Source organism: Bifidobacterium sp. ESL0825, assembly GCF_052606465.1.
In genome coordinates this window covers 2031137-2054212 of record NZ_CP199589.1, presented here as the reverse complement: position 1 = coordinate 2054212, position 23076 = coordinate 2031137, and the positions used below count along the sequence as shown (strand labels likewise).

Sequence of the window (23076 nt, the reverse complement as noted above, 5' to 3'; positions counted from 1 at the left end):
AGACCATTCTTTGTGCCATTGCTGACAATGAATAAAAGGCAGTATAGTTGTTTTCATGACTGGGACAGATATACCGACACCTTTTGGTATGCAAAACACCAACCGCACTTCATTGGCTGACTTAATGTCAAAGAATAACTTCACCACTGAAGCGCCGCTCATATTCGCCATGTACATGGACCAGGTACTACATCGGGGACCTTTATTGATCACAGCTACTGCCTCTAATCAGCAGCAACTCACCACTAAACAGGTTGAAGTTCCCTTAATCGACATATTTGGAACCGATCCAAAAAATGTTTGTTTCGAATTTGAACAAATATATGAGCATTATGACCGATTCGTATATCACGGCCAAAGACACGTTAGGCACGCCAATAGGTCCGATGTAGTTGTCGTCAACAGTGATACAAATCAGCAGGTCTCCGCTTTTGAAGTCAAATTATGCGTCATTCCCAATTCAGGGACAGCCAATAGACCGCACGATGAGCAGAGCTTGGAAATAGTAGTCAGACCGCCTACTATTGAGCAACTGGCATTTTCAATCGCCGATACTTATGGCAACGAGGGGAGAAAACAACTTGGTGATTTAATTGTAGAAAATCTAGATGGCAATGTCCAGGGATACCGATGGTCAGACAAAAACTTCATGCTGGCTCATATGCACAATATTAGAAGTGCAGTAGAAGCAATATCTCTAGCAAAACTTGCTGAACAGAAACCATTCTGCTTGACTGGAATATGGCGAACTAATGGGCAATCGGAGCTTCTGGACGATCACTGCTTTGATACTTTCGCATGGACGAACCTCGCATTCTTGCAACTACTGAGTAGCAGACTAAACGATACTGCAATTTCGCGTGCGGACCGTTCCTTAGTCTGGCTCATTAAAGCTTTGTTTGATTATACAGCCCAAGGTCATGTTGATTTTAACCAAGCTCACTCTCAGATAACGTTTGATGCTCAAACAGACAAGGCAGGGTCTTTTGCGGGTAAAATAACATACGACTTTATGAGTGGTCAGCGCTTCAACAGTCCGTTAATTCCAAAAACAGCTATCTATCGGCTTATCCCCCAAGAATGCATGGATGAGCTAAAGCCAGAACGGCGTCTAGATGCTGCTCTTAAGACAAATGATACTCTGATCAACATTAACAATCAGTGATTCACCTTTCCCTTTCTTCCTTCCGCTTCTTTATATCCCGCAAAAAGCAGTTAATCGCTTCCCCAACATAAGCGGCGAGATTGACGGGGACCGCGTTACCAATCAGTTGCTCTTGATCAGTTTTGCTGCCCTGAAAGTCATAATTTTCAAACGTCTGAATGCGGGCTCTTTCCCCAGTTGTCAAAGGTCTTGCTTTGTCTATAGGACCTGCATCGTTTGCGTGGGCTTTATACCCTCTTGGGATGGGTCGGTTAACCCCTCGGATGGTAGGAGATGGCTCATCAATTGAAAAAATACCCCTTCGAGCATACGACCGGGGATGACGATAGTAAAATTCCGTGTCTATTGAATCACCAAAATAATCTCGAACTGTCATTGGTTTTTCTGAGAGATTCCTTGTAAGATACCTCTCGAATTCATTATTCACGTTATCTTTATAAAATCCAACAGTGAATAGCCTTTTTCTTGACTGTGGAACATTGCATCTATCTGCGTTAAGAACCAACTTTGTGACTCCGTACCCACATTCCTGTAGCATAGTTACGGCACGTTTAAACACATCAGCATTTTTTGCACGAGCAACATTTTCCATTAGAAAGAACCTCGGTTTGAAAAATGTCACAATCTCAGCATATCTTTCCGTTAGGTCAGCCCGCATCCCTTCTTTGCGTTTACCTGCACTTGAGAAATCCTGACACGGTGGTCCACCAATGATGCCATCGAACTGAAGATCGGCTTTCTTAATTGTATCTTCGACCAGCTTCACATCAGACAAATCAAGCTTTGTTGCTTTACTAGGCAAATTGTGGTTGTAATTACGTATAGCGGGATCCCAGTTATCGTACCCAGCAAGTACTTTGAAACCCGCCTGAATAAAACCCAGAGAGAGCCCCCCACAACCAGCGAATAGATCAATTACAGCACTTTGGTTACTATTGTTATCGATTTTTTCATTCTCTTTGTCTGAAGCAGGAATGTCATACTCGTGCCAGATCGTCTTTGCATCCCACACAGCACCTCCATTGATATCATCCGACAATGATGGAGGAAGCTGGTGACGCTGTCTTAAGGTCCTGACGGTGGCTGGTTTTATATCAAACAACTCGGCAAGGCGCTTAACATCATAAAGACCTGTACCTGGATCAGGCCTGACATTCGGATTCTTAGCATACCGCACTTCATGCATATGTGCCATACTACACTTCGGTGCCTCGGATTGGCGCCCATTCGTGTCAGCGAAAAGAGGTATTGCTATGTAGTGATTTTTCATAAACAAAATCTATCAAGATAAACTCAGGGAAAGATACCTAATCAGTATGATGTTGATGCTTGCTCAGTTATGCACAATAGTTAATCTATTTACGCTCTTCCCCTATTGAGCTCCAATACCGCCACAGCACTGTCCGCTCACCTATAATCGGCATACCGGCAGGACCCTGAAACCTTCCTTACCTGGGGATGAGTTGAAGGGCACGGCACTTTTTAGGAGGGGCATATGGCCAGGAACAATCACTGGGACCAGGACGATCAGAAGCAGTATCAGCACGTGCATGACAGCGAAGTCGATCGTGGACAGGATGAACGCGCCGCTGAGCGGATCGCAGCCGCCACAGTCAACAAACAGCGCACCCGCGAGGGCCGCACCCTGCGCCAGGAGCAGGAGCGCCGCGACCAGGGCACAGACCAAGAAGGACAAGAAGAAGGGCTGAATCTTTAGATGGCGCCCATCAGCAGATGCGTCAAAACCATGAGCACCGCGCCGATCACCGCAGTCAGGGCCAGGGTGAATCCGGCCAGACGGGCGTTGCCCAAGACCTTGTCGGTGAACATGGTGGCGAAAACCGCCGTCGGAGCCAGGCAGCACAGGGCCACCGCCTGACGAATCAAGGGTTCGAAGGGCAGCAGATACCATGCGGCCGTTGCGAACAGGATGCCGAAGGGCAGTCGCCAGGCCAGGATCTGCAATACGGACTTGACATCATCCCGTCCGCCAGGCAAGTCCATGAGCATGCCCACCATAAGCATGGAGCAGAAGGCGTTGGCCGCCGATAATGGGCGGGTGATCTGGGCCGACCAGTCTGGCAGCGAGATTCCGGCCAGCGTAAAGCCCACCATAACCATGTAAGTGTCGAAGGAGGGCGAGCTCAAGAAGCCTTTGAATATGGAGATGGCTGCGGCCTTGCGATGGAGTTTGCGAGCATCCGGATCATCCAGCTTGACCGGCTCCCCCGCATCGGGATCCAGGGACTGGCCCGGTCGAATGTGCAGAAGCCCCTGGGTCATGACGTTGGTTCCAGCGGATACCATTACTGAGTTGCCGATGTCGAACATGGCGGCGGGCACCAGAGCCGCCGTGCCAAGCAGCGACTGAAGCATGGGAAAGCAGAAGCATCCTATGTTGAAACCCGATCCGTTGAGCATCAGAAAAGCCCGCTGAGCCGTAGGCCGATGCCTGCTGGTCAGGAAGATGGCCAGGGGCGGAATCAGCGCGGCCACGAAGGCGAAGGCCGAGACCAGAAGCAGGCTAGGATCGTGAGGGTTGGTAGCGAAGGAGTAGATGATGGCCCCGGGCAGGACCAGGTCGAACACCACGGTCTGCAGCACCCGGTAGTCCAGCGGGCGAAAGAGCCCAAACCGCTTGAACAGGTAGCCCACCAGGATGATGCCCAAGAGGGTGGCCGGTTCCAGCAGTACTCCCATGCCCTCGCTCCTTCCGTGGATGCCGGAACCATGATACCTGACGGGCGGAGGCGCAGACCGATTCTGTCTCAGCCGAAGCGACCGGAGATGTAGCGCTCGGTGTCCGGCTCGTGCGGGTTGGAGAAGATGGTGGTGGTGTCGTCCATCTCCACCAGATGGCCGGGCTGACCCACGGCCTTGAGATTGAAGAAGGCTGTATAGTCCGAGACCCTGGCGGCCTGCTGCATGTTATGGGTGACGATGACGATGGTGTAGTCCCGCTTGAGCTCGTTGATCAGGTCCTCCACAGCCAGGGTGGAGATGGGGTCCAGGGCCGAGCAGGGCTCGTCCATGAGCAGGACCTGGGGGTGCACGGCCACGGCACGGGCGATGCAGAGCCGCTGCTGCTGACCGCCCGAGAGCCCTATGCCCGGCTTGTCCAGACGATCCTTGACCTCATTCCAAAGGTTGGCCCCACGCAGGGCCCACTCCACCAGATCGTCGGCGTCCGACTTGGCGATGTGCTTCTTGTTGAGCCGAATACCAGCCAGGACGTTCTCCCGGATGGACATGGTCGGGAAGGGGTTGGCCCTCTGGAAGACCATGCCCACATCCCGCCGCACCTCGACCGGGTCCACATCCGGTCCATAGAGGTCGCGACCCTCCAGCAGCACCTGCCCGCTCACATGCGCCCCCGGAGTGATCTCGTGCATGCGGTCCAGGGTGCGCAGAACCGTGGACTTGCCACAGCCGGAGGGACCGATGAAGGCGGTGACCTTGTTGGCCTGGATGCGCATGTTCACGTCCTCAACGGCCAGGAAGTCGCCGTAGTAGACGTTGAGATGGCTGATGTCTATGCGTTGGCCCATATTCCGGCCTCCGTTTCTCTCATGGCGGCGCTCAACGGGTCCGCCCAACAGCAAAGATGCGCGAGACCAGCCGCCCCAGCAGGTTGAGCAGCAGGACGATAAGGATCAGCACCAGGGCCGCAGCCCAAGCCCGCTGCATGTGGATGTCGGTCAGGCATCCCGGGTCGGCACCTGGCCCGCAGACGGCCAGCCCCTGGGAATACTCGTTGTATACGAAGACCGGCAGGGTGGTCATCCTCCCGGAGAAGAGGTTGGGGTTGGTGGTGGCGATGAAGCCCGAAGCTATCAGCAAGGGCGCCGTCTCACCGATGACCCGTGCCACAGCCAGGATGGTGCCCGAGACGATGCCGGGCAGGGCCGTGCGCAGAACAATGCTGGTGATGGTACGCTGCTTGGTCACCCCCAGGGCATAAGCGGCCTCGCGCAGGTCGTTGGGCACCACAGCCAGCATATCCTCGGAGGTCTTGACCACCGTGGGCAGCATAAGCAGCGAGAGGGCCACCGAGCCGGCAAGTCCGTTGACGGTACCTGGTCCGACCACCATGGCGAACATGGAGAAGGCAAAGAGGCCGGCCACGATGGAGGGGATTCCGCTCATCACGTCCACCATGAGACTGATGGCCTTGGCCAGGCGACCTCCGTGGGCGTACTCGACCAGGTAGACCGCGCACATGACGCCCACTGGAATGGATATGACCATGGAGCCAAAGGTGATCTCCAGGGTCCCGATTACCGCGTGCAGGATGCCGCCATAGCCTCCGGTCGGCGTGGGGTTGCCCCCTACCACACCGCTCATGTTGTGGGTAAGAAAGTCCGGTGTCAGCCGTCGCACCCCCTTGGACAGGCTGACCCAGAGCACCGAAACCAGCGGAATCAGGGCCACCAGGAAGGAGAGCCCGATCAGGACGGTCATCAGCCGGTCCTTGCGCTTGCGCGCCCGGATGGAGGACCTGGTTGGCCTGAAGCGGTCAAAATCGATAACTGGACCGCGATCAGTTCGGCTTGCCATCATGCACCCGCCTTTGCTGTGATCCTGCGCGCCAGATAGTTGACGATGAAGGTGATGATGAAGAGGACCAGACCGGTGGCCACCAGGAGGGCCACGCCCTGGGAGTCCGCCTCCGGGAACTGGGCGGCTATGTTGGCGGCGATGGTCTGGCTTTTCGAAGCCTGCAGCAGCCGAAGGGAGTAGCTGAGGCCCGGGGAGAGGATCATCAGCACCGCCATGGTCTCGCCCAGGGCGCGGCCCAGCCCCAGCATGGAAGCAGAAATGATCCCCGAGCGACCGAAGGGCAGGACCGCGAGCCGGATCATCTCCCACTTGGTGGCGCCCAGAGCCAAGGCGGCCTCCTGCTGGAGTCGAGGGGCCTGGATCAGGATGTCGCGGGTGACCGAGGTGATGATGGGCAGAATCATGACCGCCAGCACCAGGGCTACGGTGGCCACGGACCGGGCCGGGGCTGCAACGGGTCCGGAAAAGAGCGGAATCCATCCCAAGTGAACGGACAGCCAACGCCAGAAGCCGGTGATGTTGGGAACCAGGACCAGAGCCCCCCAGAGCCCGTAGATCACTGAAGGCACGGCGGCCAGCAGGTCGATTACCGTGCTCAGCAACGTGGACAGGCGGGCGGGAGCGTAGTAGCCGATGAAGAGGGCGATGCCCAGGGAGACAGGGAAGGCCAAGAGCAGGGCCAGACCGGCAATCAGAATGGTTCCAAAAACCAGGGGGCCCACATAGCCCAGGAAACTGCTCGCCCGCCCCCCGCTCAGGGAGAGGATGGCCTGGGTGCGGGAATCCGGTTCCCCGGTGAAGGCCGGAAAGGCCCGCAGAATCAGAAAGAGGGTGACCGCAGCCAGGGCCAGCAGGATCAGAATGCCCGCCCCTGTGGCGCAGGCCTTGAAGATCCGGTCCACCCGTCTGGCCTGGTGCAGGGTTGCGGTCTCGTCCGGTTTCTCGCTCATGCCTTCCCTCCGATGGTCTCCACCGAGGCCATGGCCTGACTGCGCAGCCCCTGCCCCAGCTCGGCACTGCCCGCATTGGCCGCTGCCATGCGCTGACCCTGCTCGCTCAGCAGATAGGTCAGCCAGGCCTTGGCGAACCGAGCCTTGGATCCGTCCGGATCATGTCGGTAGGCGGTGCAGACCACATCGTAAGAGACCAGGACGATGGGATAGGTATGCTCCCGGCTGGTGCGATGGTCCACAGCCAGGACCACCCGTCCGGGCTGGCTGGCCTGGGGATCCCGCTGGGCCAGATCAAGCAAGTTGGCTGTGGTCTTTGCTGTAGGCGGCTGCCAGGTCTTCCCCACCTGGACGGCCACAGTGCCCAGCCCGGTGGTCTGGGCTGCGTCCGCATAGCCGAAGGTGCCCTCTGCCTGGTTCATGGTCATGACCACTCCGGCAGTGCCCTTGGCGCCCTGCCCCAGGTCGTTGGGCCAATTCTCGCCCGCTGGATAAGGCCAGGCAGACCCGGCTGTGTCGTGCAGATAGGACAGGAAGCTTTTCGTAGTGCCGGACTTGTCCGAACGATGGATCACGGTGATGTCCAAGTCAGGCAGATTGGCTCGCGGATTGAGGGCTGCGATGCGTGGATCCCGCCAGTTGGTGACCTTTCCGGAGAAGATCATGGCGATCAGAGCCGGGTCCATCCGCAGATGGCCGCCTGAGCCCTTGGGCCACAGGTCAGGAAGATTGTAGGCCACGGCGATCGGAGTGGCGTAAACGGGCAGGTCAATGGCCGTGCCGGAACCGCAGACCTGACGCGAGCGCTCAAGCTGCTCTGTTGTCAGCGGTGCATCGGAACCGGCCCAGATGGTCGAGCCTGACAGGAAAGCCGTGACTCCAGCACCTGAACCTGCCGGATCATAGGAGATGCGCGCCCCAGGATGCTGCTTGCGGAAACCGGCTATCCAGGCCTCGTCGGCGCTCTGCTGTGAGGATGCGCCAGATCCGGCGAATTCGCCCTGGAAGAGTGCTTGATCTGCAGTATTGCCTGTTCCGCTGCTTGCAGCAGGGACATTGTCACCGCAGGCCGCCAAGGGAATCATCATTGCCAGGGACATGAGGAGGGCCGGGAATCTACCACGACCACGACCATGTACGTGCATGCTACCTACCTTGACCGCCGTTGCATTTCAAACGTCCGTCCTCATCAGTCCGTGTTGGATCCTCACGTATTCACATTACCGAAGCTCGCCTCACACAGCATACTGGAAACGCTGACTGCCGGACAAGGTCGCCACATCCGCGTCAGCCATGTGGAAAAACCCCATCACAATCCACAACTGGGTATATTATAAGGTCATTGTCAGACGCTTAGCTCTCTTGTTCTTTTCTTAGTGTCACCGGTATCGGTATGCCCTGATTTGCTTTCTAGGACGGCACCGCAGGGAGCGGTATGCGCAGTGAAAACCGAACCCAAAGGAAGTGGTGGTTGCATGAGGAAGCAGGAGCTCGCCAAGCAAGGGCGGACCCTCAGCAAGGATGGAGCCTTCGTCAACGGAAAGCTCACCCATGAGGCCTTCCTGTCGCTGGCCATCCTGACCGTCATCACCTTCCTGGGCAACTTCACCCAGCTGCAGCTGGCCTCCGCCCTGCCCACCATTGTGGACGAGTTCCACATCACCCTGACCACCGGCCAGTGGCTGACCTCGGTATTCCAGCTGGTCATGGGCGTCATGGTGCCGTTGACCGGTTTTCTGACCAAACGCTTCTCCACCAGGCAGATCGTCATCACCTCCATGGCCGTCTTCACCCTGGGGTCCCTGCTGAGCTGGCAGTCGCAGACCTTCGCTCTGGTCCTGCTGGGCCGCATCCTGGAAGCCATAGGCACGGGAACCATGTGGCCCGTACTGCAGATCACCGTCTTCTCCATCTATCCGTTGGCCAAGCGCGGCATGGCCATGGGCACTGTAGGCCTGGCAATGAGCGTAGCCCCGGCCATCGGCCCTACCCTGGGCGGATGGCAGACCGATGCCAACGGCTGGCGCTCCATCTTCCTGACCCTGAGCATCTGCGGAACCGTGGCGCTGCTCCTGTCCATCTTCGGCCTGCGCAACTTCGGCCAGCGCGACACCAGCGTCAAGGCGGACTTCTTCTCGGTGGCCCTGTCCATCTTCGGATTCGGCGGCCTTATGTTCGGCTTCACCAACATCGAGAACTTCCCCATCACCTCCTTCATGACCTGGCCCTTCATGCTGGTCGGCCTGATTGGAATCATCTGGTTCGTTCTGCGCCAGCTCCACCACGACAAGCCCCTGCTGGACCTGCATGTGCTGCGGATCAAGAACTTCACTGTGGGCACCATCATCGCCTCCATGTCCTTCTTCGCCTTCAGCTCGGTCACCGTCATCCTGCCCATGTACATCCAGACGGATCGTGGCTTCTCAGCTACCATGAGCGGCCTGGTCATGCTGCCTGGAGCCATCGGCACCGCTATCGCCCAGTTCTTCGGCGGCCGGCTGCTGGACCGCTGGGGCGCACGGCCCGTGGCTATGACGGGCTGCTCGGTCCTGCTGCTAGGCACCATCGCCATGAGCCTGATCGGCGCCAATACCTGGATCGGCCTGGTCTCCATCTGCCAGTTCATCCGCCAGATCGGCATGGGCTTCACCCTGATGCCCTTGACCACCTGGTCCCTGAACAACCTGGCTCCCAAGGATGTTTCAGCCGGTTCGGCCGTCACCAACACGGCCCGTCAGATTGCCGGCGCTGTCGGCGCACCCATCCTGGTCATCCTCATGGAGACCATCACCACCCTGCGTCACAACGCCATGGGCGGTGGTCACTCCACCCAGATCGCAGCCAACATCTTCGGCGTGCAGTGGGCCCTGCGCATCTCGGCACTGATCTGCCTGGGCATGGTCCTGCTGGTCTACTTCGGCGTTCGCGGAAACGGCGCCGGCTCCGGACGCCAGATGACCCGTATGCTTCTGCGCCACATGCACATCATCCACACCGACGCCCCTGCCATCACCGCCTCCACCGCCGACTCCAAAACCCAGGACTGATCACCTGGTGGTTTTGCGGGCTATGACTTGCGATCCGACAACAAGATCCTGGGGCGCCGTAGCTCTGCCTCCGATACGTCCCAGGACGCGGTCGACGCAGGTTCGTGAGATCCACCCCAAACAGGAATCCATGGTAGTAAGCGGAGTCTGCAGATAAGCTGACTCCTCGATGTTGTCAAACCCGATGATCTGGACCTGGTCAGGTACGGCTCTGCCGTAAGCAGTCAGTGCTGACAATGCACCGATAGCCAGCTGATCATTGAGCGCGACCACCCCATCGAAGGGCACGCCCGCCTCTAATATCCGTTGCATGGTCAGGTACCCGCTGCCCAAGGTCCAGTCATAACCGGTTACACCCAGAAGCCGGTCATCCAGTTGCAGTCCTCTTGCGTGAACCGCCTTAAGCACGCCTTTCATCCTTAACTCGGCATTGCCCTCGATTGCAGCCTCCAATTGATTCTGGTCAAGCGGCGCATGCAGACCGATGACCGCCAGTGAACGCACCGACCGATCAAATAGATACTCTGCGGCCATCCGAGCTGCCTCGGCATCATCGACCATGACATGATCCGCCACCCCATGGGTAGTCCGCGCGCCTACGCAAACCAGGGGGTAGCGCACATCCAGATCCTCCACGGCGAACCGCTCAAGCTCCGACATGGACAGGATTATGCCGTCGCTGATAGTGCTGTTAAAGGAGGCCAGAATCTCATGCGCTCCCTTGGCAGACCCCTCGGCATATGTGCTGACATACACTGCATAGTCCCGCAGGCGAGCGCTGTCGATGACCCTATTAGCCAATTCGGCCAGATAGGGAGGTGTCAGCGAAGGCACAGCCAGCGTAATGATACCGGTTTTGTTCCGATGCAAATTACGGGCCGCAGCATTGACCTTGTATCCCGATTCGTCGATCACCTGCTGCACTCGCGCACGGGTCGCATTGGACATACGGCCATTGCCGTTGATCACATTGGATGCGGTCTTCAGCGAGACACCCGCCTTGCTGGCCACCTCGCGCAGGGTGATCCGTTTACCTGGACGACCTTCATCCGTAGCCATAGACACCCCCTAGAATGCGACAACCTCCAAGGCACTATGGCGATCACATCTACTGACGGGTGACCACCACACCATGCACTCCTATAGTGTACCGATTGCCGGATAAACCACCCCCACTGCACCGGGCTGCTCGTTGAACCACTAAAGCCTCACCCATGGTGGACACATCTCTGACAACTGTCGACCCCCGGTTGAAATAGAAATGATAACGGCCCTGTGGCCCGGATCTGATCAGGTGCACCAACCGCGGGTCGCCGTCACGTCCGTTGTGCAACCCTGCCCCTGCTGCGCCAGTGAGGAAATCAGGAGGAACAATCCGATTGATCACCGAGACCAGCGATTCCTTGGTGAAGCCCGTCCCCAGATAGAGAACGCTGCCCTGACCGTAACCATGGATGGTCACCGCAGGCTTCCCAGCCATGTCGAGATCAAAGGAACGACGTCCTTGGTAACGAGCCAGCACCCTTACCGAATCCTCTATGCTCAAGGGCTCGTTGACCCATATATTGCCCTCAATGCCCTCTGATACCAGGATGGATCCACCGCCTTGGTCACTCGTGCCCAAGGCGATCATCTCCTGGGAAGCGATACCTGTCAAATCACGCAAAACCGCAGGATATCCGCCCAAGCCGACATGCATATGGTCGTCCATAATGCCACTGGCGAAGTCCACCACCAGCCGGCCACCCCTGCTCACATAATCGTGCAGACGGCCGGCTTGCTCCTGATCCAGCAGAATCAGAGCCGGCAACACCACCACGTCATAGCGCGCCCATTGCCCTCTCAGCGGCATTACGTCCGCCCTGTATCCGGCATCAAGCAGAGCCTGATACCAGGTATAAACCTGCTGCCAATGATCTACAGAACAATCGGGCAGAGTCGAATCAGCCATAGACCACTGGCAGTCGGCATCAAAAAGCAGGGCAATGGACGAGGGTTCCAATTGGGTCCCGGCCAGTCCGCTCCGGGAAAGTCCGCGCAAAATGCCTCCCAAATCGGCAACCTGTGCATAAATCGCCGAATCCGGCCCTGCATGGGGGATCATGGCCGAGTGGAAGGCCTCCGCACCGAAGGCGGACTGCCGCCATTGGAAGAAGTTGATTGCATCCGCCCCCATAGCTACGTGGGCCAGAGCGTCCCGGATCAGTTCGCCTTGACGCTTGGAGGCGTTGAAATTGCGCCAGTTGACGGCTGATGTGGAATGCTCCATCAGGCACCAAGGATGACCTTGGGCATAGGCATCCACCAGTGAATCCGAGCAGAGCAGCTCATCCAGGTGTCCAGGTCCATGGGCGAAATAGTGGTCGTTTGCCACGAAATCGACCTGGTGGGACCAACGCTCATAATCAAGGACGCATTGGTCTGTCGAGACCATGAAGTTGGTAGTCAGCGGTTTATCAGGGGTGAGCTCCTGCAATTGATCACGTTCGGCACAGAAAAAATCCATCAGCGCGTCTGAGCAGAATCTACGAAAATCCAGACGCAGTGCCGGATTGATAAAGGCATCACGTACGCCAGCATGTTCAGGCAGGGGAACCTGATCGAAGTTCTGCAGACGTTGGGACCAGAAATCGTTGCCCCAGGCCCGGTTCAGCTCCTCGATGCTGCCATAGCGCCGGCGACACCAGCCTTGGAAGGCCTTCAAAGCATCCTGCGAGTAGTCGGCTGCGTTGTTCCATCCATATTCATTGCCTACATGCCAGGCAACCACAGTCGGATTGTCGCGGAAGTGCTCTCCCATGACCCTGCAAAGGCGAAGGGCATAGCGTCGAAAAACAGGCGAGGTGGGCCTCCAGGATTGTCGAGCTCCCGGATGAACGAGCGTTCCATCCGCCTCCACGGGCAACACCTCAGGATGCGCTTGATAGAGCCAGTATGGGGCCGTAGCTGTAGCCGAAGCCATGTCCACGGCGATACCGGCTTCACCGAGCAATGCCACCACCCGATCCAGCCATCCGAAATCCCAGACTCCATCGCTGGGCTCCAGACGTGCCCATGAGAAAATGCCCAGTGTCACCATGGTGACGCCGGCCCGCTTCATCAGTGCAACGTCTTCGACCCATACCTGCTCTGGCCATTGGTCCGGGTTGTAATCCCCGCCGAACCAAATTCCTCCCGAATGACCGTCGGGCTTCTTTGGCCATCGATAGGGTCTGTATGGTTGGGGCTGTCGACGGTCATGATGGTCCGTTTTGCTCATGCTGAATCCCGTCTGCGTATTCCTGCTATTCCTTGACAGCACCGGCAGCCAAACCGGACTGCCAGTATTTCTGCAGCAGCAGGAAGGCAACGACGATGGGAATGATGGTGACCAGGCTGCCCGTCACCACTAGGTTCTGAATGGCATGGGCACCAGCTGTCGATGCCTGATCCTTCCAATTGTTGAGCCCGATTGTCAACGGGTACCAATTGGAATCCTTGAGCATGATCAAGGGCAGGAAGTAGTTGTTCCAGGTAGCCACAATAGTGAAAAGCGCCGTGGTTACGATGCCGGGGGCCAGCAGAGGCAGGCTGACCTGCCAGAAAGTACGGAACTCCCCGGCCCCATCGACTCGGGCAGCCTCCAGCAGCTCAGTAGGCACTGCCTGGTCGGAAAAGATCCACATCAGGTATAGCCCAAAGGGCGAGATCAGACTGGGGATGATCATGGCCCAAGGCGTATCGGTCAGTCCGATCTTGGCAAAGAGCAGGAACTGGGGCACAGCCAGAGCGATACCTGGCACGCTGATGGCTCCGATGACAACTGCAAAGACGAGGCGACGGCCAGGAAAGCGGAACTTGGCCAGGGCATATCCACCCAGCACAGCCAGTAGGGTGGCGCCACCGGCTCCCACAACCACGTAGAGCAGTGTGTTGAGTAACCAGCGCCCGAAAATTCCACCCTCATAGGTGAACACTTCACGCAGATTGTCCCAAAGGGCGAACTTATGCCCAAAGGCCAGGCCGAAGGTGCCGATGAAGTCCGACTGGGTTTTAGTGGCATTGATGACCAGCCAGATCAGGGGAAACAGGCAGTAGAGTGCGAAGATTCCCGCAACGAAGGTCAACAGCCAGCTGCGCCGCGGATTGTCCGGATTGAAAAATCCCGTTCGAGCTGCCCTTCGACGTTCCGCACGCTCATCACGTGCGACGCGTCGAGCACGCATACGCTCAGCCTTGGCCCCGTCGATAGTCCTCGAATCAACCATGCTCATTGCATCTGCTCCTTCATGCCCCTGAGCTGGACAGCGTAGGCAGCGACCATGGTAATGATGGCCATGACGATGGCCAAGGCCGCCGCGTAATTGCTTTGACCGCCCATAAAGCTCAGGTTGTAGGCATACATGTTGGGGGTGTAATAGGTGGTGATCGCATTTCCTGGAACCATGGTCTGCAACACCGAAGGCTCATTGAAGAGCTGGAAACTGCCGATGATGCTGAAGATGACTGTGATGACCAGGGAGCTCTTGAGCTCAGGAACCTTGATGCTGCGCACGATCTGCCACTCCGAGGCCCCGTCAATGGCCGCAGCCTCATAGAGCGAGTGCGGCACAGTCGACAGCGAGGAATAGAAAATCAGCATGTTGTAGCCCGTGAACTCCCAGGTATTGATGTTGCCGATGGCGGCCAAAAGCACGCTGGGCTGCAGAACATCGATATGCGTGCCCAGCCATTGATTCAAGGAACCTACCATTCCGTACTTGGTGCCATAGATGAACCCCCACATCAGAGCAGCCACCACAGCTGGGACTGCATAGGGCAGGAAGGTGGTGATTCTGAAGAAGCGCGTGCCGTGCAGCTTGAGCGAGTCCAGGGCCAGCGCCATCAATGCCGCCAGAAAGAGCATGATGGGCACCTGGACCACGGTGAAGAGCGCCACACGGCCAACTGAAGACCAGAACTGCTTGTCCTTGATCAGTCTGGCGTAATTGGCCAGTCCCACAAAGACGTTCCCTCCGATCATGCGCTTCTCGTACAGACTCAGGTAGATGGCATAGAGCACCGGCAGGACGAAAACGAACACGAAGACCAGGACAAAGGGTCCCATGAACTTCCATCCGCGCCAGTCGGGCCTGTGAGGCCGCTCCCCAGGGCGACTCTCGCCGGTTCCGCCAGGGCCTTGAGCCCGTGCGGGCGCCGGAACCCGCACAGTCGAACCTTCGACTTCACTCATGATGCCTCTCCTTCTTTCCTGTCGCTGCCCGGAGACGGCCATGGTCAGCCGCCTCCGCCATCACTCACTTATTGACCTGGTACCCCTGCTGATTGCCGTGATCCACCAGCTTCTGCTGATAGTCCTCAAAAGCCTTCTCCAGCGTGGTCTGCTTCATGTAGGCCTTGCCGATGGAATCTCCGTATGTTGACTGGGCGAAGGGGTTGTAGGGCAGATACTGGAACTTGGAGACCTTGAGGTTGGCTGCATCGGTCAGCACCTTGTTGACTTCCTGACCTCCGAAGTACTCGTTCTTCTTGCTGGTGAATTCAGTCGAGCTTAGGATGCTTTTCAGCGAGGGGAAGCTGCCCTGGTCAGCCATGACCTGAGCTCCCTTGCCGTGCGTCAGGTACTCTGCGAACTTCCAGGCGGCAGCCTTGTTCTTGGCTTTCTTGGGCACGACAAGAGCCGAACCGCCGTCCTCTGCGGACACACTGTCCCCCTCTTCCCACTGGGGCAGAGGCGCGACCCTCCAGTTGCCCTTCTGATCGGGTGCGCCGGACTCCAGATTGGTGGGCATCCAAGCACCGATGGTCAACGAGGCCACCGACCCATCATTAAGCGCCCTGTTCCAGTCATCGGACCAGTTAGCGGTCTTAGTATCGAGCAGATCTTCGTCGATCAGCTTCTGCTGAAAATCGATATACCGCTTCATGCCGGCATCCTTGGTCATGTTGATGGTGATCTTGTCGCCATCGACCTTCCATGGGTGGGCCCCAGCCTGCCAGGCCTGTGCGGTGAATGGCTGATAGGCGTTCTTGTCGCCGGCGTTGTTGGTGATGTAGGAGCCCACAGCTCGGATCTTCTTGGCATCCTGATAGTACTCATCCCAAGTCTTGGGGGGCTCGGAAATACCGGCCTTGTCGAAGACTGCCTTGTTGTAGAAGAAAACCTCGGGACCAGCATCAATGGGCAGAGCATAGGGCTTGCCGTCATACTGGACCTTGTTCCAAGGCCCCGAGGCGAAGTCGTCAGCAAATTTATCGGCCCCATACGCTGACAGGTCTTCCAAGTTGTCTTCAATGGCAAACTGCTGGACGGTAGGATCCTCCAGCATGGTGACATCGGGAATGCCCTTGCCTGCAGCGACTGCGTTGGACAAGGCCACCTGGGTGTCACCGGCAGTGCCCGTGTTGTTGTACTTCACAGTGATGCCGGGGTTGGCCTTTTCAAAAGCAGCAATAGTTTCCTTGATGCCATTGCCCCAGCCCCAAAAGATTATGCGCCCAGAGGCCTTGCTGGTGTCCGCTGGCTTCGATGTTGATCCAGACCCGCTGTTTCCACAGGCAGCGAACGAGGCCAGAGCGACCATAGTGACGCCCATGGTCAGGATTTTCCGTGCAGAATTCATGATGAACCTTTCGATGTTTGTAAAAACCACGTCCTTGATAAGGTTTTGACGCCCTACTCCTTCCAATCGTTGGTACAACTGTGTACCAACGTGTTACTCAGTATAACCCATAGCCTTGGATTGTCAATTCTGCTCAATGAGACGCCGTCGGCAGTACACGGCCACGGCCATGGACAGAATGCCCGCCGCCAGGCAGCTCGCCACGAAAACCGGAGCGCTGCCGATATCGATGCCTGTTGCAGCCAGAGTGGCGGATAGACCGCCGCTGCCAACCGCAGGACGGACGGGCAGGGATTTGTCCGAATCCACAGAACCTGACGAAGACCCTCCAGGGCCCGTCGGTGTACCATTTCCGTCATGATCGGCCACATCATTGTTCTCATTCCCCTTTTCAGGCACACCGGTCAGGGACACGTCATCCACATGCAGGGTCTGGCCCGGACTGCCAGAGGCTTCAATAGTGATCCTGGTCTGACCACCAGGCAGGTCGACCGGCAAGGAGGCCTGCTTCCAGTCTGTGCCGGTAGAGGCAGCCAGGTTAATCTCCGAGGTCTTCCCGCCGGATTCAATCGCGATCCTGGCCTGATCCATGCCTTTGGGGTTCGCATAGGAGAGTTTCAGCAGGAAACGGCCGGCGTGCAGGGGAACATGCCCCGGTTCATCGAAATCCTGGACAATAGAGGCACTGCGGGATCGTCCGGGCGCGAATCGCAGATCATAGTCGCCCACTCGCCCATAGGCATCGGCTACGTTGTTCACGGCATCTGGATTTACCCGCTGCCATCCGGCGATATCGGCAATCACGTTACCGTCCTTATCCCGATACCCCTGTTCACCCACCGAAACCCTGTCCGCTTCGAAGGAACCATTGAGTACGTAGTCATTGGCATCGTCAACCGACCAAAGGCCGGTATCCGCATCCAGCTTCCACCGACTCATGGAATTGAAGCGGGGCCTGCCGGAATCATCAAAACTCAGCGGATTCCACTGGTTGTATCCAAGCCCATTACCCGCAAAGTCAGCCCATCGATCGCCGCAGTGAATGACGGTCTCTGCTTGGCTGCCGTGCAAGGTGTAGTAAAAACCGGTCTGAGTGGTGTGACCAAAATCTGCTCGGCTGCCATCCATGATCACCGTCTGATTGACGGGTTGATATGGGCCAAACAGATGATCTGCTACCTGAAAATGAATTCTGGAAGCATCCCACCCGAACAGATCGGAACCAGCCAGATAATACCGGCCAGCGTGCTTGAAAAGCGCATTGCCTTCACGTCCGAAACCCTGGTAGAGCTTAGTAGGTTCAAGTAAATCCACCTGGCCTCCCTTGGCACCTATTCTGGCTGCCCAGACACTGCCACGGCCACTGCCATAGGAATAAATCAGATAACCAGTGCCATCTTCGTCCTGGAAGACACTCTGGTCACCGGTATTGCTGGTGCCCAGCCCGTAATCGCGCATGTCGATACGCCTCTGGGCTATGAATGGTCCAGCAGGCGAATTAGATGTAGCGATCATCACCTTTTTGTCGAAATTGCGACCCATGGCATCCGTAGGCATCTCATGCTGGATAAGCATGGCATAGGTGTGCAACTCGGGAACATAAGCAACTCCCATTCTGCACACCCAACCCGCACGGCGACCGCCAAAGTCACTGGCGAATGCATCAGCCTGCGCCCTGTCCAACGCCGCGCCTTGATATCTCCAATCGGACAGATTCGTGGATTTATAGACATCCACCGAGATGAAATCATTGCCAGTGAGCGCATGGGTTGGGTCCTGGCGATAAGCTTCGGCCTGGGAAAAGTGAACACCATACCAAAAATGAGAAACCTTCCCCGTAGCAGGATCTGGGAAATCAAAAATCCCTCCTCCCTGCATATACATTGGGTTACCGTCAGCGTCATTCCAAAAACGGTCATTGACAATCAGCCCATTCCCGCCTACGGAATCGGACTTTTGCCCTGCTTCCTGAGCAGCAACCACCTTTGGCGCCCCGAATGACAAGCCCAATATCATTGCTAGGGCGACTAACGGAATGGCCAATTTGTGCCTTACCAGCGTATGATTCCATACGCGGTTTCCATTTTTGCGTACATGCGGGCCGACATTCTCATTCATAGCCAACCTCCTTGTTGTTGTGATGGTTACGGTCATAGACCCGAAAAATTCGGAATCCATGCAGTTGGTACAACTGTGTATCAAACTGCAATAATACTATCACACTTTAAAAGGTCCAAATCAGTGCAGAAAGTCAGGCTATAAAGCTTCTATGCGAATAAAACCCTACAGAGCAACCGATTGTTGCCTATTGGCTGAAGGCCAGCAATCAGCGATCCTGCGGAAGGGGCTGACCTGGGCAGGTATGCAGAACTGCCAGCATGGCCTGCTTTTCTGAGCTGGTGACACTCAAAGAATACTTGTCTTTGACTGCAATCTGACGTGCTACATAGGAGCACTGATAGTCCTTGTTCTCGGGCAGCCAGTAGTCAGCCGAGGCACTCCCCTTAGCCTGGTTGGCCGGGCCGTCCACAGCAAGGAGATTGTAGGGGTCGTTGCCAAAACGGTAACGGCGGGCCGTATCCCACATGCTGGCTCCTGACCGCCAGGCATTCTCCAGGGCGACCACATGGTCGATCTGCACGGCTGAGCTGGTCTTGGGGCCTCTGACAAACTCGATGGTTCGTCCGGTATAGGGATCCTGCAGGCGACCGCTAACCACCTTGCACCCGCCGGGAGTAGTGGTACGCAGGTCAGTCAAGTCGCGGGTCAGCACATCCTCGCGTACATTGCAACCGTTGCCGTCCTCGTCAGTCTCCTTGAAACCGAAGGCCTCACGCCGGTACTGGCGCCCGGGGCGGGTATGATCATCCACCGTCAAACTCTGCAGGGTCTGAGCCGCATCGCCAGTTGCCGTATATCGGCCGGTCAGCCGTCCGACTCCACCGTTGACCCTTGGCAATATCAGGCCGATGGTGATGCCTAGGACCACAGCCACCACCAGAAGAATCAGCACCCGTTCCGTGAGCGATTCGCGACGAAAGCGGGCTGGGGCGGGATTCCTCAATATCGAACCGTACCGGTTGCGCCCTCGATACCGATATCTTCTGCGTCTCGGGCCGGTCATCTACCGCCTATACCTCCTATGTCGACTGCTTGCATGAATCATCCATCATAGCGGTCAGGCATAGGCGTAGGTCATCGGGTCGTGTCCTGCACGCACCGGGGAGTCCATGGCATTGATGGCGGCATGCTCTTCAGCGGTCAGGCTGAAGCCGAAGAGGTCCAAGTTCTCCGCCTGCCTTTCCCGGTGGACAGACTTAGGGATGATGATGGTACCGTTCTCGATGTGCCAGCGCAGTACCACCTGAGCCGACGTTACCCTGTGGGTCCGGGCGATTTGCTCCAGCCTTCCGCCACCGGCTGTCAGATCTGCGCCGCGCGCCAATGGCGAGTAGGCCTCGATGGCGATGCCATGCTCCTTGCAGAAGGCGGTCACCGTGCGTTGCTGCCAGCTGGGGTGCAGCTCGATCTGATCCACGGCAGGGTACTCCCCCGTCTCCCGGTGCAGCCGCTCCAGATGCTCGGGTAGGAAGTTGCAGACCCCCAGGGTCCGCACCCGCCCCTCATCACGCAACCGATGGAAAGCGCGCCAAACCTGGTCGGCCCGCCAATCAAACGGCGTGGGCCAATGGATCATATACATATCGACATAGTCGGTGCCCAGCAGTGCCAGCTGGCGGTCGAGGGCGCGCAGAGCGCTGTCATAGCCCTGTTCAGAGTCACGCAGCTTGGTGGTCAGCCACAGTTTTGCACGCTCAGGTCCGCTCTGGCAGCCGAAGGCCTTAAGTCCACGGCCGACGCCTTCTTCGTTGCGGTAGCCCGCTGCTGTATCGATGTGGCGATAGCCCAGTTCCAAGGCAGATCGCACTACTCCAGCGGTTTGATTATCGTCGATCCTGAGCACACCTAGGCCCACCTGCGGAATACAATTGCCATCAGACAAAAGGATGTCAGGAGCTGCTGTCATAGTCCACACCTTCCCAGGATGCAGCCCAGCAGTCTGCCAGGCCATGCTCGCTCCATTCTAGAGCCAGGCAAAAGCCCGGTATAACAGAATAGGCACATGTGGTCAAACCAGCCCGCTCATGCACCGGCTTATAATTTGCTGATGCTGAAGAAGTACAGCACGTGGGTATCGAACCAGTGGTAGCCAAGGTCGAATACGGGCAGCAGGCTGATCTTCATCATCATGCCGACCGTGCCCCAGGCGAAGAACAGGCCGAGCACAGCCAACAGCCACATGAGGGCGCTGCAGATTCGTCGGGTTTTGAGCAGACGGCGACGACGTGTGGCTTCTGATCTGGTCTCCTGCTCATGGCTGACCATGATCGTGGCCAGCGGCTCACCCATGGTCCCCGGTCCTGTCGCTCGAGATTCCAGATGCTCCATCTGCTCCAACTCATGACGGCAGTTGCGCCGGCGACGTGAGAGCAGGTACCAACCCACTAGGCAGGCCAGAAACAGGGCTAGAAGCACCCAAATCATGTAAATCGGCGCACCTTCAGGTTGAGTCGGTGGCACATCATCGCCGATATAGTGACCACGCACGATCAATCGGTGAGAGTTGATGCCATAAGGATAGCAGGTCAGCAGAGTAACATAGTTGGCATTGTGGACTGGCTGCAGTGCACTGACATCGGTGGGTTCAATGATCTTAATCTGATCTACCTTGTAGCTCATATGCCGTTTGAGCACGCGTACTTGAAAGACATCTCCCTTGCGCAACTGAGTCAGGTTGTCAAAAAGCATGTAGCCGACTTCGCCGGTATGCCCGGTGATGACGGAGTGTATGGTTCGGTTGTCCGTAGGCACGTGGGTTGTGGCGATGTGCCCCGTACCGTCCTTGAGCACAGCATCGCTGGTGCCGTGCCGCACGGGCAGTTTGACGTTGATCTTTGGAATCTCCACATAGGCCATCATGCCTTTGCCGTCTACATTGAGGATTTTGTAGTAGCGACCCAGTGGTTCCTTGACTTCCTTGTACTTGAAGGGGTCCCTCAGAGTGGGCTTGCCTAATTCCTCGTCGTACTTCTTGGCATCGCGCCACATGGCTCTGCGCTGTGCTGGCGAAAGTGCATCCACAATCTGATCGTAGTTGTCTACAGCGGAGGAGTCCTTGGAGTAGTTTACATAAGCTGCCAACAGCGGATAGAGAAAGATTGCCAGACCGATCAGGAAGGCCAAGGTCTCCAGGAGGCCGAATCCTCGCCCTGACTTGCTAGCTTTGCCACCGTTCTTAGCCTGTTTGGATGCAGTGGCAGCTCCCTGACCAGCTTTGCCTTGTTGACCTACGTCCCGAGCATGATTTCCAGAAACAACAATTATAGGAGCCGACGTTTTAGCCTGGCCTGGAACAGACACTGGAGCTGCTATTGCATCTGACTTATCCGATTCTAAAGCACCGCGATCCTTAGATGTTGCCGAAGGCGGATAGGAAGGTGGCACATCGGAACGCGGATCATAGGCAGGCGGCATTTCCGCTTGCTCAGTAGGCTTGTCCGACGACGATGACTCGGTGGGCACGGACGCAACCGCAACATCACCATTGCCGGCGGCTTGAGATGGTGTCTTAGTAGACGAGTCAGTGTACTGGTCCATCCATAGCCTTCCTTGTGCTCCACTTCAAATAGCCCAGTTGATAGCCCCTTGACTTATAAAGGCCGGCGGCACCTGTATGATGCCGCCGGTCTATATACACCCTCACAGGTGCCTTTAATGCCTGTTGATGGCAACACACCGACACGGTCATGAGTTGACCTAGTGCTCATCGCTGTTCCAAGATCTTGCGACTACTGCCAAGTAGAGGCCCATCAGGGCCAGAATCATAAGCAGAATACCAGGGGCTACCATGGATACACCAGTAGCAGCTAGCTTGCCTGGCCCGGATCGCACGATTGGTACGATCTGAGGCACGTCCACAAGCTTGGGGCTTATAGTCACATCATAAAGCGGATGGACTTCACCCTGCTCGCGGTAGAGCGGCAACTGTACAACTACAGGATCGGCTTTTACCTTTGCATTCTTAGGAGTGGCTACCAGAGTGACCAACCAATAGGAAGCATGGAAGTAGTCGCCATCAAAAACAGCAGGACTGCCTCCAGACAAACTGGGTGCATCTAAATCGAGATTGGCTCCTGTAAGCCAAACACCTTGTGATTTTGCTTCTGATGCATTGGTTATAGTGCCTTCTTGATCAGAGACACCGTAGTATTCAGCGGGCTTTGTCTTATCCTTGAAAGCATCTGGATTGGCTGCCACCTCCTTGCTGATGGCCTCTTGTGCCTTATCAGCGCTAGCATTGTGGTCTAGTGCCTCCACCCGGCTCTTCATGGTACCCACATCTAATCTTAGGGCACGAAAGACGTACCCAGCTCCGGCCGATATAGGAGCACTCGGCAGGATGTCTTTTTGATCTCCTTGACCTGAATGCCCCTTCTTGAGTTGAACCGTCAGGGTCGGGTTGACCGTCTCCGCCTCTGCCGTCGGCGTCATATCGAAAGCAGTGAGACCTAAACAGGCCAAGGCCACGATCAGACAGGGCAGGACCCGGTGGGTGAGGCACCTCGGCAAGGCAATTCCCTTCATAAACCTTCCCTTCCAAAGCCGCCTTTCGACGACGTGGTTGCGTCAGTTCTGCTGGTCCAAAAAACTAGACCAGCGTTCTGACATTTGCGGACCGTAGGAATCAACGA

19 protein-coding genes are annotated in these 23076 nt (G+C 56.8%); 3 read left to right on the top strand and 16 right to left on the bottom strand.

The genetic code is table 11. The features are described 5' to 3' along the window. The first annotated feature begins 55 nt into the window (after positions 1–55). Positions 56–1165 carry a HindVP family restriction endonuclease gene (locus tag ACUIAG_RS08670; protein ID WP_445339689.1) on the top strand — a complete coding sequence of 370 codons (1110 nt, stop codon included), beginning with the start codon at positions 56–58 and terminating at the stop codon, positions 1163–1165. Position 1166: 1 nt separating this feature from the next. Here ACUIAG_RS08670 and ACUIAG_RS08665 read toward each other — a convergent pair whose 3' ends face one another. After that, positions 1167–2351, bottom strand: coding sequence for a DNA cytosine methyltransferase (locus ACUIAG_RS08665; RefSeq protein WP_445339688.1), 1185 nt, complete (start codon positions 2349–2351; stop codon positions 1167–1169). A gap of 309 nt (positions 2352–2660) precedes the next feature. On the opposite strand from ACUIAG_RS08665, the gene ACUIAG_RS08660 reads away from it, so the two are divergent. Further along, positions 2661–2882 (top strand): hypothetical protein, encoded by a 222-nt coding sequence (locus ACUIAG_RS08660; protein ID WP_445339687.1) that lies wholly within the window; start codon positions 2661–2663, stop codon positions 2880–2882. Here the strand turns inward: ACUIAG_RS08660 and ACUIAG_RS08655 are convergent. The 5 genes from ACUIAG_RS08655 to ACUIAG_RS08635 form a co-directional block, all read right to left on the bottom strand. Further along, a complete protein-coding gene (locus ACUIAG_RS08655) occupies positions 2879–3865 on the bottom strand; it encodes an AEC family transporter (protein WP_445339686.1) in 987 nt (328 codons plus the stop codon). The two genes, ACUIAG_RS08660 and ACUIAG_RS08655, sit on opposite strands and share 4 nt — an antisense overlap. Before the next feature lie 68 nt (positions 3866–3933). Further along, on the bottom strand, positions 3934–4713 hold the full coding sequence (gene pstB / locus ACUIAG_RS08650) for a phosphate ABC transporter ATP-binding protein PstB (protein ID WP_045923987.1): 780 nt from the start codon (positions 4711–4713) through the stop codon (positions 3934–3936). Positions 4714–4744: 31 nt separating this feature from the next. Beyond that, the gene (gene pstA, locus ACUIAG_RS08645) at positions 4745–5725 is read right to left on the bottom strand and encodes a phosphate ABC transporter permease PstA (protein WP_313837469.1); all 981 of its coding nucleotides are present in this window, start codon (positions 5723–5725) and stop codon (positions 4745–4747) included. Beyond that, a complete protein-coding gene (gene pstC, locus ACUIAG_RS08640) occupies positions 5722–6675 on the bottom strand; it encodes a phosphate ABC transporter permease subunit PstC (protein WP_445339685.1) in 954 nt (317 codons plus the stop codon). Before pstC ends, pstA begins: the two co-directional genes overlap by 4 nt. After that, positions 6672–7820 carry a phosphate ABC transporter substrate-binding protein PstS gene (locus ACUIAG_RS08635; protein ID WP_306221770.1) on the bottom strand — a complete coding sequence of 383 codons (1149 nt, stop codon included), beginning with the start codon at positions 7818–7820 and terminating at the stop codon, positions 6672–6674. Before ACUIAG_RS08635 ends, pstC begins: the two co-directional genes overlap by 4 nt. A 330-nt stretch (positions 7821–8150) precedes the next feature. Between ACUIAG_RS08635 and ACUIAG_RS08630 the strand changes: the two genes are divergently transcribed. Further along, entirely contained in the window at positions 8151–9722 is a 1572-nt protein-coding gene (locus tag ACUIAG_RS08630) for an MDR family MFS transporter (RefSeq protein WP_445339684.1), read from the top strand. Here the strand turns inward: ACUIAG_RS08630 and ACUIAG_RS08625 are convergent, their stop codons facing one another. The 10 genes from ACUIAG_RS08625 to ACUIAG_RS08580 form a co-directional block, all read right to left on the bottom strand. Further along, complete coding sequence (locus ACUIAG_RS08625; protein ID WP_045923982.1) at positions 9723–10781, bottom strand: LacI family DNA-binding transcriptional regulator; 1059 nt, start codon at positions 10779–10781, stop codon at positions 9723–9725. A 49-nt stretch (positions 10782–10830) separates the two neighbouring features. Next, on the bottom strand, positions 10831–12981 hold the full coding sequence (locus ACUIAG_RS08620; RefSeq protein WP_445339683.1) for a beta-galactosidase: 2151 nt from the start codon (positions 12979–12981) through the stop codon (positions 10831–10833). A 25-nt stretch (positions 12982–13006) separates the two neighbouring features. Beyond that, positions 13007–13975, bottom strand: a complete 969-nt coding sequence (locus tag ACUIAG_RS08615; protein ID WP_445339682.1) for a carbohydrate ABC transporter permease — start codon at positions 13973–13975, stop codon at positions 13007–13009. Continuing rightward, entirely contained in the window at positions 13972–14934 is a 963-nt protein-coding gene (locus tag ACUIAG_RS08610) for a carbohydrate ABC transporter permease (protein WP_445339681.1), read from the bottom strand. Before ACUIAG_RS08610 ends, ACUIAG_RS08615 begins: the two co-directional genes overlap by 4 nt. Positions 14935–14998: 64 nt before the next feature. Continuing rightward, positions 14999–16324, bottom strand: a complete 1326-nt coding sequence (locus ACUIAG_RS08605; RefSeq protein WP_445339680.1) for an ABC transporter substrate-binding protein — start codon at positions 16322–16324, stop codon at positions 14999–15001. A gap of 123 nt (positions 16325–16447) precedes the next feature. Continuing rightward, positions 16448–18442 carry a family 43 glycosylhydrolase gene (locus ACUIAG_RS08600; protein WP_445339679.1) on the bottom strand — a complete coding sequence of 665 codons (1995 nt, stop codon included), beginning with the start codon at positions 18440–18442 and terminating at the stop codon, positions 16448–16450. A gap of 208 nt (positions 18443–18650) precedes the next feature. Continuing rightward, positions 18651–19448 (bottom strand): HNH endonuclease family protein, encoded by a 798-nt coding sequence (locus ACUIAG_RS08595; protein WP_445339678.1) that lies wholly within the window; start codon positions 19446–19448, stop codon positions 18651–18653. Between the two features lie 54 nt (positions 19449–19502). Then, complete coding sequence (locus ACUIAG_RS08590) at positions 19503–20351, bottom strand: aldo/keto reductase (RefSeq protein ID WP_445339677.1); 849 nt, start codon at positions 20349–20351, stop codon at positions 19503–19505. A gap of 128 nt (positions 20352–20479) precedes the next feature. After that, positions 20480–21982, bottom strand: coding sequence for a class C sortase (locus tag ACUIAG_RS08585; protein ID WP_445339676.1), 1503 nt, complete (start codon positions 21980–21982; stop codon positions 20480–20482). A gap of 159 nt (positions 21983–22141) precedes the next feature. Next, a complete protein-coding gene (locus ACUIAG_RS08580; RefSeq protein ID WP_445339675.1) occupies positions 22142–22969 on the bottom strand; it encodes a hypothetical protein in 828 nt (275 codons plus the stop codon). Positions 22970–23076 lie beyond the last annotated feature (107 nt).

Excerpts from the sequence above, each read along its gene's own strand:
- ACUIAG_RS08580 (WP_445339675.1), bottom strand. The coding sequence starts at position 22,969 with ATGAAGGGAATTGCCTTGCCGAGGTGCCTCACCCACCGGGTCCTGCCC.
- ACUIAG_RS08605 (WP_445339680.1), bottom strand. The coding sequence starts at position 16,324 with ATGAATTCTGCACGGAAAATCCTGACCATGGGCGTCACTATGGTCGCT.
- ACUIAG_RS08665 (WP_445339688.1), bottom strand. The coding sequence starts at position 2,351 with ATGCATGAAGTGCGGTATGCTAAGAATCCGAATGTCAGGCCTGATCCA.
- ACUIAG_RS08655 (WP_445339686.1), bottom strand. The coding sequence starts at position 3,865 with ATGGGAGTACTGCTGGAACCGGCCACCCTCTTGGGCATCATCCTGGTG.
- ACUIAG_RS08600 (WP_445339679.1), bottom strand. The coding sequence starts at position 18,442 with ATGAATGAGAATGTCGGCCCGCATGTACGCAAAAATGGAAACCGCGTA.
- pstA (WP_313837469.1), bottom strand. The coding sequence starts at position 5,725 with ATGATGGCAAGCCGAACTGATCGCGGTCCAGTTATCGATTTTGACCGC.
- ACUIAG_RS08620 (WP_445339683.1), bottom strand. The coding sequence starts at position 12,981 with ATGAGCAAAACGGACCATCATGACCGTCGACAGCCCCAACCATACAGA.
- ACUIAG_RS08585 (WP_445339676.1), bottom strand. The coding sequence starts at position 21,982 with ATGGACCAGTACACTGACTCGTCTACTAAGACACCATCTCAAGCCGCC.
- ACUIAG_RS08630 (WP_445339684.1), top strand. The coding sequence starts at position 8,151 with ATGAGGAAGCAGGAGCTCGCCAAGCAAGGGCGGACCCTCAGCAAGGAT.
- ACUIAG_RS08590 (WP_445339677.1), bottom strand. The coding sequence starts at position 20,351 with ATGACAGCAGCTCCTGACATCCTTTTGTCTGATGGCAATTGTATTCCG.
- ACUIAG_RS08610 (WP_445339681.1), bottom strand. The coding sequence starts at position 14,934 with ATGAGTGAAGTCGAAGGTTCGACTGTGCGGGTTCCGGCGCCCGCACGG.
- ACUIAG_RS08595 (WP_445339678.1), bottom strand. The coding sequence starts at position 19,448 with ATGACCGGCCCGAGACGCAGAAGATATCGGTATCGAGGGCGCAACCGG.
- ACUIAG_RS08635 (WP_306221770.1), bottom strand. The coding sequence starts at position 7,820 with ATGCACGTACATGGTCGTGGTCGTGGTAGATTCCCGGCCCTCCTCATG.
- ACUIAG_RS08625 (WP_045923982.1), bottom strand. The coding sequence starts at position 10,781 with ATGGCTACGGATGAAGGTCGTCCAGGTAAACGGATCACCCTGCGCGAG.
- pstC (WP_445339685.1), bottom strand. The coding sequence starts at position 6,675 with ATGAGCGAGAAACCGGACGAGACCGCAACCCTGCACCAGGCCAGACGG.
- ACUIAG_RS08660 (WP_445339687.1), top strand. The coding sequence starts at position 2,661 with ATGGCCAGGAACAATCACTGGGACCAGGACGATCAGAAGCAGTATCAG.
- ACUIAG_RS08670 (WP_445339689.1), top strand. The coding sequence starts at position 56 with ATGACTGGGACAGATATACCGACACCTTTTGGTATGCAAAACACCAAC.
- ACUIAG_RS08615 (WP_445339682.1), bottom strand. The coding sequence starts at position 13,975 with ATGAGCATGGTTGATTCGAGGACTATCGACGGGGCCAAGGCTGAGCGT.
- pstB (WP_045923987.1), bottom strand. The coding sequence starts at position 4,713 with ATGGGCCAACGCATAGACATCAGCCATCTCAACGTCTACTACGGCGAC.